The organism is Phenylobacterium sp. (assembly GCF_036677185.1).
Taxonomy (GTDB): domain Bacteria; phylum Pseudomonadota; class Alphaproteobacteria; order Caulobacterales; family Caulobacteraceae; genus Phenylobacterium.
The window spans coordinates 112528-124920 of sequence record NZ_JAKFEN010000023.1; the positions used below are offsets into that span (position 1 = coordinate 112528).

At 66.0% G+C, this 12393-nt stretch carries 11 protein-coding genes and 1 pseudogene; 7 read left to right on the forward strand and 5 right to left on the reverse strand.

Going from position 1 to position 12393, the window contains the following annotated elements; genetic code table 11:
* The first annotated feature begins 9 nt into the window (after positions 1 to 9).
* The 5 genes and pseudogenes from V6M51_RS15425 to alaS all read left to right on the forward strand — a co-directional run bounded on the left by V6M51_RS15425 (position 10) and on the right by alaS (position 6605).
* Complete coding sequence (locus V6M51_RS15425; protein WP_332768556.1) at positions 10 to 507, forward strand: hypothetical protein; 498 nt, start codon at positions 10 to 12, stop codon at positions 505 to 507.
* 243 nt (positions 508 to 750) lie between these two features.
* Positions 751 to 819, forward strand: a pseudogene (locus V6M51_RS23905) (SEC-C metal-binding domain-containing protein); the annotation flags it as partial.
* A 3-nt stretch (positions 820 to 822) separates the two neighbouring features.
* Positions 823 to 2379 carry a hypothetical protein gene (locus tag V6M51_RS15430; protein ID WP_332768557.1) on the forward strand — a complete coding sequence of 519 codons (1557 nt, stop codon included), beginning with the start codon at positions 823 to 825 and terminating at the stop codon, positions 2377 to 2379.
* A gap of 261 nt (positions 2380 to 2640) precedes the next feature.
* Positions 2641 to 3720 carry a recombinase RecA gene (recA, locus tag V6M51_RS15435; protein WP_332768559.1) on the forward strand — a complete coding sequence of 360 codons (1080 nt, stop codon included), beginning with the start codon at positions 2641 to 2643 and terminating at the stop codon, positions 3718 to 3720.
* A gap of 242 nt (positions 3721 to 3962) precedes the next feature.
* Complete coding sequence (alaS, locus tag V6M51_RS15440) at positions 3963 to 6605, forward strand: alanine--tRNA ligase (protein ID WP_332768561.1); 2643 nt, start codon at positions 3963 to 3965, stop codon at positions 6603 to 6605.
* On the opposite strand, the gene V6M51_RS15445 is transcribed toward alaS, so the two are convergent.
* Entirely contained in the window at positions 6602 to 7504 is a 903-nt protein-coding gene (locus V6M51_RS15445; protein ID WP_332768562.1) for a hypothetical protein, read from the reverse strand. The genes alaS and V6M51_RS15445 overlap by 4 nt on opposite strands.
* A 306-nt stretch (positions 7505 to 7810) precedes the next feature.
* On the opposite strand from V6M51_RS15445, the gene V6M51_RS15450 reads away from it, so the two are divergent.
* Positions 7811 to 8437 carry a PEPxxWA-CTERM sorting domain-containing protein gene (locus tag V6M51_RS15450; protein WP_332768564.1) on the forward strand — a complete coding sequence of 209 codons (627 nt, stop codon included), beginning with the start codon at positions 7811 to 7813 and terminating at the stop codon, positions 8435 to 8437.
* Positions 8438 to 8517: 80 nt separating this feature from the next.
* Here V6M51_RS15450 and V6M51_RS15455 read toward each other — a convergent pair whose 3' ends face one another.
* From V6M51_RS15455 to V6M51_RS15470, 4 genes are all read right to left on the reverse strand, one after another.
* Positions 8518 to 8895 carry a VOC family protein gene (locus V6M51_RS15455; protein ID WP_332768565.1) on the reverse strand — a complete coding sequence of 126 codons (378 nt, stop codon included), beginning with the start codon at positions 8893 to 8895 and terminating at the stop codon, positions 8518 to 8520.
* Between the two features lie 68 nt (positions 8896 to 8963).
* Positions 8964 to 9509 carry a DUF2939 domain-containing protein gene (locus tag V6M51_RS15460; protein WP_332768567.1) on the reverse strand — a complete coding sequence of 182 codons (546 nt, stop codon included), beginning with the start codon at positions 9507 to 9509 and terminating at the stop codon, positions 8964 to 8966.
* Between the two features lie 6 nt (positions 9510 to 9515).
* Positions 9516 to 10742 (reverse strand): NADP-dependent isocitrate dehydrogenase, encoded by a 1227-nt coding sequence (locus V6M51_RS15465; RefSeq protein WP_332768569.1) that lies wholly within the window; start codon positions 10740 to 10742, stop codon positions 9516 to 9518.
* 106 nt (positions 10743 to 10848) lie between these two features.
* Positions 10849 to 11466 carry a DUF2726 domain-containing protein gene (locus V6M51_RS15470; protein WP_332768571.1) on the reverse strand — a complete coding sequence of 206 codons (618 nt, stop codon included), beginning with the start codon at positions 11464 to 11466 and terminating at the stop codon, positions 10849 to 10851.
* 128 nt (positions 11467 to 11594) lie between these two features.
* On the opposite strand from V6M51_RS15470, the gene V6M51_RS15475 reads away from it, so the two are divergent.
* Positions 11595 to 12371, forward strand: a complete 777-nt coding sequence (locus tag V6M51_RS15475; RefSeq protein ID WP_332768573.1) for an RNA methyltransferase — start codon at positions 11595 to 11597, stop codon at positions 12369 to 12371.
* The last annotated feature ends 22 nt before the right edge of the window (positions 12372 to 12393 follow it).

A 12393-nucleotide genomic window follows, 5' to 3' on the forward strand; every position in this document is an offset into this window, starting at 1 on the left:
CGAGGAAGCATGACTACGACCGATGGCGCTACCAGCGCGGCATGGGCTCAAGCGATCTTGAGCGGTGTCGCAATTCTAGCTTCTGGCGTGTTTGCAGTCTTGGTGCCGTATTTTGAGCGGCGCACAACTGAGCGTCAGGAGCATGAGCGTCGGCTAAAATTGCGGACAAGTGAGCGTTTTGAAGGCGGAATACTGATCCAAGTTCGCTATTTTCCGATTGATCATCACGTCGGACTAACCTGCATGATGCATTTCATAGATGACTCGGAGGCGAAGATCACCGTTTGGCCGAACGGTATAGTACACAATCGAACAGCTACATTTGCGCTGGAGAGAATTGCTAGCGGAGATGACAATGAATACGGCGGGATTGTAAGTTACGAACCACCTGCAAGGCGTTCTCCTGTCGAGGCAACGATCGAAGTTCGGATACGCACCGACTTTGGTCAACAATTGCTGCGGCGTGTCGCCAAAGTATCTGCGCTCGATCGGGTCGCTCGCAGTTAAGTGCGGACAGCGGTATTCCGAGGGCACTATACCAAATTGCCGCCACGGGGCTTCGGCTTGGCTCCTCCACTCAGCGGGGCAAGGGGCCGGCCCAACCGCTGTTCCAGATCCGCGACGAAGGTCGCCCGTCCCGGTGGGGCGTCCCGTGCGCTTGCCGACCCGAGTTCTTCCGAATTTCTCGGACGTGGAAATCCGCCTTTCACAACCTTATGTAATCGCCAAATGCATAGCGTGGCGGTGCCTATGAAGGTCGGACGCAATCAGCCGTGTCCGTGCGGAAGTGGTCAGAAATACAAGAAGTGTCACGGCCGCCTCATGGAGACGCCGGAGGCGCCGGTGCCAGCGTTCGATCTGGCGCACCACGTGGCGCGACATCAGGCAGAGCAGCGAGTTCGCGAACAGCAGCAGGGGCTCGGTCGTCCCATCATCTCGGGTAAGCTCGACGATCATCAGTTCGTCGCAGTTCGCAACAAGCTCTACGCCTCCAAGACCTGGAAGACATTTCCAGACTTTCTAGGAGACTATATCAAGGAGGTTCTCGGGTCGGACTGGGGCAATGCTGAAATTGCCAAGCCTCTGAACGATCGGCACGTCATCATGCAGTGGTATGATGCCTACTGCCGCTACCAGCAGGCGCACATTAAGACACCTGGCGAGGTGACCCAGTTCGACACCACCGGCGTCGTCGCGTGCTATTTGGGGCTCGCCTACGCCCTTTATCTCATCGACCATAATGTCGAGCTGCAAGAGCGCCTAGTTCGAAGGCTCAAGGATCCCGGCAACTTTCAGGGGGCCTATTACGAACTCATTGTCGCAAGCGCGCTCATTAGGGCGGGCTTCGAGTTGACGCTCGAAGACGAAACTGACCCCAGGGCGAAGCATTGCGAGTTCGCTGCGGTGTCGAAGCAGTCAGGCAAAAAATACTGGGTCGAGGCGAAGATGCGCGCGGTTCGCGGGCTGCTCGGGCGCACGGAGCGAGACGGAACCGCCAATCCCAAACCTACTTCCCACATGATCCAGCATCTGAACGGAGCGCTCGCTAAGCCTGCGGCTGACGACGACCGGCTGATCTTCATTGACCTCAATACGGAGATGGATGTGATGGTCGACGAGGACCATCGTCCTCCATTCATGAAGCTCGCCACGGATCGGCTGGAGCGGTATGAGGTCGACACTCTGGCTGAGGGCGTGACCGCCTACGTGTTTATCACCAACTTGCCGTTTCACCGGTCACTGGACGGAACGGCGAACCTCGCTGTCGCCCCATTCGGGTTAGGTATGCCGGACTTCAACAGGCCGGGATATTTCCGCCACTCCGAGCGATACCGCCAAGAGCAAAAGCATGCGGACGCATTGCGTATCGCCGACGCCTTTTCTAGCTATCTCAAGCTACCCTCTACCTTTGACGGCTCATTGCCGTCGGAGGCTTTCGGGCGGCAATCGTCACGCGTCCAGATCGGCGAAACTTACTTTTTCGATGATGTGGGCGATAAAGGCACGCTGGGCACGGTGACAAGCGTGGCCGTCATCGAGGCTGAGAAAGCGGCATACGTGGCGATTACGACGCCACAACAAGGTAGCCAAATCCTCGTGCAAACGATGTCGGCTGCTGAACTGGCAGACTATTTGGCCCATCCGGACGCGTATTTCGGCCGAGTCGTTCCGGTCTCCAAGCCGGCGAAGACACCCTACGAATTGTTCGAGTTCTTCATGCGAGCCCATAAAAGTTGGACCCGCGAGAAGCTTTTGCAGCGGATTGCCGGGTGGCCAAACTTCGCGACGCTTAACGCCATGAGCGACGACGATTTGCGGGCGGAGTATTGCGAAGGTTTGACCGCCTCGGTCGGCGCGTTCAAACCCAACGCCGCTTAGCCGATCTCAAGCCTCAACGAGAGCGGGTCAGGCTCTGTCGCCCGTGTCAGCGGCGCGGCGCTATATCCAATCCCAGCCGGCCTTGCGTTCGGTCATACCGAGATGGTCCACGTCAAAACCGGACGTACCCCCGCCGCCGCGCCAAAAAGAACATCTTGTGAACCCAGAACAAACCACGTACGTCTTGTTCCGACGACGGGTTGCGAATTGTTGGGCCGGTCGGGTTGGGTTGACGGAATCATGAAACAAGGAGCGTCCAAGGTGACTGGGCAATCGGCGTTGAAACTCGTGGGCAGAGACGAAGGCGATAAGGCGCGCGCGCTGGAAGCGGCGTTGGCGCAGATCGACCGGGCCTTCGGTAAGGGCTCGGTGATGAAGCTTGGCTCCAAGAGCCAGATCGAGGTCGAGGCGGTGTCCACCGGCTCCCTGGGCCTGGACATCGCGCTGGGCATCGGCGGCCTGCCCAAGGGCCGCGTGGTTGAGATCTACGGCCCGGAAAGCTCCGGCAAGACCACCCTGGCCCTCCACGTGGTGGCCGAGGTCCAGAAGAACGGCGGCACCGCGGCCTTCGTGGACGCCGAGCATGCGCTCGACCCCGCCTATGCCCGCAAGCTGGGCGTCAACCTGGACGACCTGCTGGTCTCCCAGCCCGACACCGGCGAGCAGGCGCTCGAGATCACCGACACCCTGGTGCGCTCCGGCGCCGTCGACATCATCGTCATCGACTCCGTGGCGGCCCTGACGCCGCGGGCGGAAATCGAAGGCGAGATGGGCGACAGCCTGCCCGGCCTGCAGGCCCGGCTGATGAGCCAGGCCCTGCGCAAGCTCACCGCCTCGATCTCCAAGGCCGGCACCCTGGTGATCTTCATCAACCAGATCCGCATGAAGATCGGCGTCATGTACGGCTCGCCGGAGACCACCACCGGCGGCAACGCGCTGAAGTTCTACGCCTCGGTGCGCCTGGACATCCGCCGCACCGGCTCGGTCAAGGTGCGCGACGAGATCGTCGGCAACAATGTCCGCGTCAAGGTGGTGAAGAACAAGGTGGCCCCGCCGTTCCGCGAGGTCGAGTTCGACATCATGTATGGCGAGGGCATCTCCAAGCTGGGCGAGATCATCGACCTTGGGGTGAAAGCCAACGTCATCGAGAAGTCCGGCTCCTGGTTCTCCTGGAACAGCCAGCGCATCGGCCAGGGCCGCGATAACGCCCGCGAGTTCCTCAAGAACAATCCCGACATCGCCGCCCAGATCGAGAAGCAGGTCCGCGGCGCCAAGGAAGTCATCGAGGAAGAGCTGCTGGTCGGCCCGACCGGCGACGAAGACGGCGCCGACGACGAATAGGATCGCCGCGCGGACGGCCGCTTGGGCTCCGTAAAGAGCCTGGGTCCGCCAACCCGACGCTCGGGCGCCTAGGAGCCCGACCCCGCGCGGCCGCCCCGCAAGCGTAAGGACGTTCAGGCGAGTCTCGCCTGGGCGTCCTTTTCCTTTGCGGCGCAGCGAAGTTTGCGTAAACGGTCGCCGGTTCCATCTAGGGGCGGGGAACGACCCCCTTCCCAGTACGACTTGATCAAGTGTCTAAAGCCATGCCGAGCCTCAACGAGATCCGCAGCCAGTTCCTGGGCTATTTCGAGAAGAATGATCACCTGATCATTCCGTCGGCTCCGCTCGTGCCGCAGAACGACCCGACCCTGCTGTTCGTCAACGCCGGCATGGTGCCGTTCAAGAACTACTTCACGGGCGCGGAGACCCCGCCGGCCCCGCGCGCGGCCTCGTCGCAGAAGTCGGTGCGCGCCGGGGGCAAGCACAACGACCTGGACAATGTCGGCTACACGGCCCGTCACCACACCTTCTTCGAGATGCTGGGGAACTTCTCGTTCGGCGACTACTTCAAGGCCGGCGCCATCGAGCACGCCTGGACCCTGCTGACCAAGGAGATGGGCCTCCCGGCCGAGAAGCTCTGCGTCACCGTCTACCATACCGACGATGAGGCGGCCGAGCTCTGGAAGAAGATCGCGGGCCTGCCCGACGAGAAGATCATCCGCATCGCCACCAGCGACAATTTCTGGTCGATGGGCGACACCGGCCCCTGCGGTCCGTGCTCGGAGATCTTCTACGACCACGGCGCCCACATCCCCGGCGGCCCGCCCGGCAGCCCGGACGAGGACGGCGACCGGTTCGTGGAGATCTGGAACCTGGTCTTCATGCAGTTCGAGCAGTTCGCCGACGGGACCCGCCGCGACCTGCCCAAGCCGCAGATCGACACCGGCATGGGCCTGGAGCGCATCGCCGCGGTGCTGCAGGGCGTGCACGACAACTACGACATCGACCTCTTCCGCACCCTGATCGCGGCGTCGAAGGAACTGGTGGCCGGCGGCTCCAACGGGCCCTCGCACCGGGTGATCGCCGACCACCTGCGCTCGGTCAGCTTCCTGATCGCCGACGGGGTCTCGCCCTCCAACGAGGGCCGCGGCTACGTCCTGCGTCGGATCATGCGCCGGGCCATGCGCCACGCCCACCTGCTGGGCGCGGAAGAACCGCTGATGCACCGCCTGGCGCCGGTCCTGGTGGCTGAGATGGGCGGGGCCTATCCTGAGCTGCGCCGCGCCGAGCCGGTGATCGTCGAGACCCTGCGCCAGGAGGAGGAACGCTTCCGCCGCACGCTCGGCCGCGGCATGACCCTGCTGGACGAGGCCACCGCCAAGATGACTGAAGGCGGCGTGCTGTCGGGCGAGACCGCCTTCAAGCTCTACGACACCTACGGCTTCCCCCTCGACCTCACTCAGGACGCCGTGCGCGCCAAGGGCCTGACCGTCGACCTGGACGGCTTCGACGCGGCCATGAAGCGCCAGAAGGATCAGGCCCGCGAGGCCTGGACCGGCTCGGGCCAGTCCAGCCAGGGCGCCGAATGGTTCGCCATCCGCGAGCGCCTCGGCGCCACCGAGTTCCTCGGCTACGAAACCACCGAGGCCACCGGCAAGCTGCTGGCCCTGGTGGCGTCCGGGATCGAAGTCCCAGACGCGGAGCCCGGTCAGACCGTGCTGGCGGTGTTCGACCGCACCCCCTTCTACGCCGAGAGCGGCGGCCAGGCCGGCGATGTCGGCGAGATCGAATGGTCCGGCGGCAAGGCCCGGGTGCTCGACACCCAGAAGCAGGCCGGCGACCTCTTCGTCCACGAGCTGGAGATCCTCGAGGGCGTGCTGGCGCCTGGGACTGAGGCGCGGCTGGCGGTGGACCCGGACATCCGCATCACCACCCGCTCGAACCACTCGGCGGCGCACCTGCTGCACGCGGCCCTGCATCACGTCCTGGGCCCGCATGTCTCGCAGAAGGGCCAGATGGTCGATGGTGAGCGCATGCGCTTCGACTTCAGCCATGGCGGCCCGGTGACCCCCGTCGAAATCGAGAAGATCGAGGCCGAGGTGAACGCGGTGATCCGCCAGAACCTGCCCGCCGTCACCCAGGAGATGGCGCCCGACGATGCGATCGCCGCCGGCGCCGTGGCCCTGTTCGGGGAGAAGTACGGCGACAAGGTCCGCGTCCTGGCGCTTGGTCATGCGCTGGAGGGCGAGGGCGACTATTCGGTGGAGCTGTGCGGCGGGACCCATGTGGCGCGCACCGGCGACATCGCGCTCTTCAAGATCATCAGCGAGGGCGGCGTGGCCGCCGGGGTGCGACGGATCGAGGCCCTGACCGGCGAGGCGGCGCGCCGCTGGCTGGTAGAGCAGGCCGGCGTCGCCAAGGCGCTGGCCGACCAGTTCAAGACCCCGGTCTCCGAGGTCCTGGCCCGGGTCGACGCGCTGGACGCCCAGCGCCGCAAGCTGGAGAAGGAGCTCTCCGAGGCCAAGCGCCAGCTCGCCATGGGCGGCGGCGGCTCGGGCGGCGCGCCCGCGGGGCCCGAGGAGATCGGCGGCGTCCAAGTGATCGCCCGGGTCATGGAGGGTGTCGGCGGCAAGGACCTGCGGCCCATGGTCGAGGCGTTCCGCAAGCAGGTTCCGAACGGCGTCATCGCCCTGATCGGTTCGGCCGAGGGCAAGGGCGCCGTGGCCGTGGCGGTGACCGGCGAGGCGGGCTCGAAGTTCAACGCCGTCGACCTGACCAAGGCTGCGGTGCTGGCCATGGGCGGCCAGGGTGCGGGCGGACGGCCCGACTTCGCCCAGGGCGGCGCCCCGGACGGCGGCAAGGCGGCCGAGGGCCTGGCGGCGATCAAGGGCCTGCTGGGCGGCTAGGGCGCCTTGCAGAGCACCCGGTCGATCCGCGCGCCCTTGGCGTTGCGGGTCAGCTCGGTGTCGTAGAGGAAGCCCGAGCCGTCGGGCAGCCAAGCCGCGGCCTCCTGCTGGGGCATGGTGTCGAGGCGCACGATCTGATGCGGTCCGTCCAGGCCCTCGGCCAGGTCGAAGTCCAGCACCAGGGCGGCGACATAGGTCAGCAGCAGCGCCCGCTTGCCGTCGGCCGAGATGTCCAGGGCCGTGGCGATGGAGCCGGGGAAGGGAAACTCGGCCATGATCGTCGGCAGGTCGATCTCGCCGACCTTGGCGAAGGTCTGGACGTCCCGGCCGTCGCGCAGCTGGGCGGCGGTCAGGCGGTAGACCAGGGCCGGACCCGGCTTCGTCATCCTGGCGTCGACGGGCTTGGTGACCAGGAAGAGGTCGCCGTTCGGGTGCAGGGCGAAGGCCTCGGCGTTGTGTGGGCCGTCGGGATAGCGGGCGCGGACCGCCCGCAGCGGCTTCACCTTGTCCTTGAACGTCTTCTTCTCGACCACCAGGGTGAAGACCACCCCGTCGCGCTTGCCGGGATTGTCGCCGATGTCCCCGAGATAAAGGCAGGTCTTGGCTCCGCAGGGGCCCAGCGACAGCTCCTCGATGTCGCGCGGATCCGGCCCCTCGACATCGACGGCGCGGGTCGCTTCGCCCTTCAGGCCGGAGACGTAGAACCGCAAGCCGTCCCCGCTGTCGTTGTTATGGTAGAGGCGGTCGCGGAAGCGAGCCGAAACGTCCAGGCCGCTCGCTTCATTGACCCGCTTGGTGTCCAGGGCGCCGAAGGGCTCGGCTGCTCCCCAGGTCCGGCACGTCCCGGCGGCGGCGGGACTGACCAGCAGAAGGGCGCAGGCGAGGCTGGCGGCGCGCATGGACAGGCTCCGGAGAGAAGGACGCCGCGACGATGCTGGGGTGGCGGCCGAGGGTCAAGCCGGCATGGGGCCCGGCGTCGCGGGAACAGGCGTCACCGCAGCCAATGGACGCTGATTCGGGAATTACACTCGTATAGATGGCGAAATTTGCTTCGTGGCCAAGCTATGTCGCTTGCCCGACAAGGGTTTTTCGCCTGTTAAGGGAAATTAGGAGACTAAACTTCTGATTGGGGTTAGGTCGGCCTCGATGAAGCCTGTTCTGTGACGTTCGCCGTCGCGGAGATATGACCTTGGGGGTATTTTGGAATGCGTAAGTTTCTGACCGCCGCGGCCGCCGCCGCAGCTCTTGCCGCCGTCGCCGCGCCGGCCGACGCCGCGATCTTCTTCTCGGGCGACCATAGCGTCACCGTCAACCAGACCGATCCGGGCCTGGTGCTGCAGACGCAGGAGATGGCCGCCACCTTGAACTTCGCGCTGGATCTCGGCGAGACCGCCACGATCAACCTGTTCAAGCTCTACACCACCGAGGGTTCCGTGAACCCCGACGACCTGGCCCCGAAGCCGATCTCGGTGGGCTTCACCTTCACCGTTCCCGAGGTCTTCGGCGGCGCTGTCGGCGGCACGACCGTCGGCCAGTATTTCTACGGCATCTTCGACAAGGGGATCGTCACCTGGGCCAACGGCGGCAGCCACACCTTCGACTTCGGCAACGGCGGCAAGCTGCTGGTCGATCTCGATGACGCCGACTTCAATGGCGGCTGGGTCGATCTGAACCCCGGCGTCGCCAAGGGCGCCAAGATCAAGGCCGACTTCACCCTCGTTCAGCTGCCTTCGGCCGTGCCCGAGCCGGCCACCTGGGCGATGATGATCGCGGGCTTCGGCCTAGCCGGCTCGGCCCTGCGCCGTCGCCGCGAGACCGCCGTGTTCGCCTAAGCGATCACAATCTCGAATACGGAAAAGGCCGGGGTTCGCCCCGGCCTTTTTTGTCGTCCGCCGCCCAGCGCCGCCAGGCCTCAGGGTTTGGCGAACACCGCGAACTTATTGCCGGTCGGGTCGCGCATATAGGCCGCGTAGAAGCTGGTGGACTCCGGCGGTCGCGGCCCCGGCCCGCCTTCATCGGCCCCGCCATTGGCCAGCGCCGCGGCGTAGGCGGCGTCCACCGAGCCGACGTCGGGCCCCTTGAAGGCGATCATGATCCCGTTGCCGCTCCTCGCCGGCTTCCCGTCGAAGGGCGGGCAGATGAAGGTGTTGGCGTCGGCGTCCTTGGGGCCGTAGCCCGCCCAACCGCCGTCCAGGAACTTGCGCTCATAGCCGATGGCGCCCAGCACGGCGTCGTAGAACGGCGTCGCCGCCTCCACGTCCAGGGCCCCGATAGTGACATATCCGATCATTGGTCTTGCTCCCTCGCCAGTGGCGGCAAGCTAGCCCGGTGACGTGAACGAAGCAAGAACATTGATGCCTAGGGCGGCGGCGGCACGCGGACCTGCACCAGCTTCCAGCTGAAGAGGTCGCGCCGCTGGAAGCTGAATATGACGGGGGCGGTCGCGCCGGGGGCGGCGATGGCGAAGCGCGCGCGGTTGGGGCCCCAGTATCGCAGTCTCGGAAAGCCGCCCCTGGCTTCGGCGGGCGCGTTGCCGGGCGCGTAGCCGCGGGTCAGGTCGTAGAGACCCCGGGTGTCCAGATAGGGCTCGACCGCCGACGGGGTGGGGGTCAGGGGCTCGATGGCCCGGCGCACGGCGCCGATGGGGTCGGACCAGATGTCGGGCGGGGCGGACGCGGCGATGGGTCCTGCCGCCACCTGAGGTCGCAGGCCGTCGCGGACGGCGCGATAGTCGACCAGTTCGGCCAGGGCGTGGGCGTCGCCGTCGCGGGCGGCGGCTTTCAGGGCCCGGAACGCGAAGAACGGCGCGGTCGCGAAGACCACCGCCGTTCCCACGATCAGCGCCAGGACCAGCCGAAACACCGCGCGTCCCAGGCTCCAGCCATAGGGTTCGCGCGGGTCCATGGGCGGCTAGGCGACGGGCGACTCGGCCAGGGCCTTCTCCAGGTTGGCCGCGACCTTGTCGATGAAGCCCTCGGTGGTCAGCCAACCCTGGGTGTCGCCGACCAGCAGGGCCAGATCCTTGGTCATCGAACCGCTTTCGACGGTCGAAACGCAGACCTTCTCCAAGGTGTCGGCGAAGTGGTCGAGTTCCGGATTGCCGTCCAGCTTGGCCCGGTGCTTCAGGCCCTGGGTCCAGGCGAAGATCGAGGCGATGGAGTTGGTCGAGGTGCTCTCGCCGCGTTGGTGCTGGCGGAAGTGGCGGGTGACGGTGCCGTGGGCGGCCTCGGCCTCCATGGTCTTGCCGTCCGGGGTGATCAGCACCGAGGTCATCAGGCCGAGCGACCCGAAGCCCTGGGCCACTTCGTCGGACTGCACGTCGCCATCATAGTTCTTGCAGGCCCAGATGAAGCCGCCGGACCACTTCAGCGCCGAGGCCACCATGTCGTCGATCAGGCGGTGCTCGTAGACGATGCCGGCTTCCTTGAACTGGGCTTCGTACTCCTTGAAGACCTCGGCGAAGATGTCTTTGAAGCGCCCGTCATAGGCCTTGAGGATGGTGTTCTTGGTCGAGAGGTACAGCGGGTACTTGCGCTTCACCGCATAGGCGAAGCTGGCGTGGGCGAACTCGCGGATCGAGTCGTCGAGGTTGTACATGGCCATGGCCACGCCTGAGCCGGGGTACTTGAACACCTCATGCTCGATGGTCTGGCCGTCGTCTCCGACCCACTTGATGGTCATCGTGCCGGGGCCGGGCACCAGGAAGTCGGTGGCGCGGTACTGGTCGCCGAAGGCGTGGCGACCAATGATGATCGGCTGGGTCCAGCCTGGGATCAGGCGCGGCACGTTCTTGCAGATGATCGGCTCGCGGAAAACGACGCCGCCCAGGATGTTGCGGATGGTGCCGTTGGGCGACTTCCACATCTTCTTGAGCTTGAATTCTTCGACCCGGGCCTCGTCGGGGGTGATGGTGGCGCACTTGACGCCGACCCCGTGGCGCTTGATCGCCTCGGCCGCCTCGATCGTCACCTTGTCGTCGGTGGCGTCGCGATGCTCCATCCCGAGATCGTAATAGTCGAGCTCGATATCGAGATAGGGGAAGATCAGCTTGTCCTTGATCCACTTCCAGATGATGCGGGTCATCTCGTCCCCGTCGAGGTCGACGACGGGGTTGGCGACTTTGATCTTCTTGGCCATGAGGGCGAAGCGCTCCGGGGGCGTAACGGCAGGGTTGGGGGCCGTATACTAGGCCCGCGCCAGGACGCAAAGCCTGCCACGTGCAGAACGGGACATGACGGCGCCGCTAGCCTTGCGAAGACGCCGTACGTACGTCCGCGGCTGCGATGCGCCCGATCTCGCGCGCCACGTCGGCGGCGTCGTGATCGGGCGTAATCTCTATGTAGCGAACGCCGGCTCGCCGCAGGGCTTCCTTCTTCACGGCGTCGCGGGCCGGCGCCGTTCCCTGATAGTGGCCGCCGCCCTGATACTCGATGGCGGCGAGTGGATCGCCGCCCGCCGAGATCAGAAGTACGTCGACACGTTTGCTGTTGATGGCGCCGTAGGCGCGGGCGTCGGGTGAGGCGAGAATTTCGCCGAGACTCACCTGGGCCATCACCCGCCAGTTCAGCTTTTGGTCCCTGACCGCCTTCTCGGCCGCGTAAAACACCCGGGCTTCCGACTTGGAGAGCAGGCGGCGGCGTTCGAACTGGGCGCCCATGACAATGCGGAGCTGGTCGGTGGGATCCGTGACCGGGCCGGCCGGCGTGGCCTCGACCAAGTGGACGGGAGCGAGCTGCCTACGGGCGGGAGTCTTGCGCCAGCTGCGACGTCCGAACCGGTAGCGCCAGCGCTCGCCGTACAGGCCGGCCAGGAAGGCGACCGCAACGGCGCTGGCGAGCAATAGGGACAGGCTCTCCGACATGCCGCCTCCCGAGATCGAGGCGACAATGCCCCAGCAGGTTGCACCCAGCAAACCCCGAATACGTCACCTCGGGGTTTCCCGACACCTCCGCCCTTGCATCGAACGCCGCATCGGATTGAAAACGCCGCATGACGACCGCCGCCCCGCCCTGCATCATCCTCGACAAGCCGCAACTGGCCCAGAACATCGGCGCGGTGGCCAGGGTGATGGCCAATTTCGGCCTGGCCGACCTACGTCTGGTCAATCCCCGCGACGGCTGGCCCCAGGAACATGCCTGGGCGGCGGCCTCCGGGGCCGAGTGGCCGCTCAACGCGGCGCGGATCTATGAGAGCGTCGAGGCGGCCATCGCCGACCTGCATCTGGTCTATGCGACCACCGCCCGGCCCCGCGAGCTGCAGCTTCCGATCCTCACCCCGCGCGACGCCGCGGCCAACCTGGCCGGCGAGGTGGCGGAGGGCCACGCGGTGGGCCTGCTGTTCGGCGGCGAGCGGGCGGGGCTGGAGACCGCCGACATCGCACTCTGCTCGGCGGTGGTGACCTTACCCATCGATCCGCGGTTCCGCTCGCTGAACCTGGCCCAGGCCGTGGCGATCAACGCCTATGAGTGGCGGATGACCACGGAGGCCGGGGCGCCGCCAGCCTTCCGCGAAGGGCCGGCCGCCGCCGACGCCGCGGCCATGCTGGGCCTCTACGAGCACTTCGAGCGCGAGCTGGACGACGCCGGCTTCTTCCATCCGCCGGAGAAGCGGCCCTCCATGATCCAGAACCTGCGCTCGGCCCTGGCGCGGGCGCGGTTCTCCGACCAGGAGGTGCGCACCTTCCGCGGGGTGGTGACCGCCCTGTCCCAAGGCCGGGGCAGGGTGCTGGAACGCCTGGCCCGCGAGAAGGCGGCGCGGAAGGACTGAGGCGGTGCTTGAACGGCGCCCC

What these genes read in the sequence shown, in the direction of transcription:
- V6M51_RS15460 (WP_332768567.1), bottom strand. Translation starts at nt 9,509, where the DNA reads ATGGACCCGCGCGAACCCTATGGCTGGAGCCTGGGACGCGCGGTGTTT.
- V6M51_RS15430 (WP_332768557.1), top strand. Translation starts at nt 823, where the DNA reads ATGGAGACGCCGGAGGCGCCGGTGCCAGCGTTCGATCTGGCGCACCAC.
- V6M51_RS15425 (WP_332768556.1), top strand. Translation starts at nt 10, where the DNA reads ATGACTACGACCGATGGCGCTACCAGCGCGGCATGGGCTCAAGCGATC.
- V6M51_RS15475 (WP_332768573.1), top strand. Translation starts at nt 11,595, where the DNA reads ATGACGACCGCCGCCCCGCCCTGCATCATCCTCGACAAGCCGCAACTG.
- V6M51_RS15450 (WP_332768564.1), top strand. Translation starts at nt 7,811, where the DNA reads ATGCGTAAGTTTCTGACCGCCGCGGCCGCCGCCGCAGCTCTTGCCGCC.
- V6M51_RS15445 (WP_332768562.1), bottom strand. Translation starts at nt 7,504, where the DNA reads ATGCGCGCCGCCAGCCTCGCCTGCGCCCTTCTGCTGGTCAGTCCCGCC.
- V6M51_RS15470 (WP_332768571.1), bottom strand. Translation starts at nt 11,466, where the DNA reads ATGTCGGAGAGCCTGTCCCTATTGCTCGCCAGCGCCGTTGCGGTCGCC.
- V6M51_RS15465 (WP_332768569.1), bottom strand. Translation starts at nt 10,742, where the DNA reads ATGGCCAAGAAGATCAAAGTCGCCAACCCCGTCGTCGACCTCGACGGG.
- alaS (WP_332768561.1), top strand. Translation starts at nt 3,963, where the DNA reads ATGCCGAGCCTCAACGAGATCCGCAGCCAGTTCCTGGGCTATTTCGAG.
- V6M51_RS15455 (WP_332768565.1), bottom strand. Translation starts at nt 8,895, where the DNA reads ATGATCGGATATGTCACTATCGGGGCCCTGGACGTGGAGGCGGCGACG.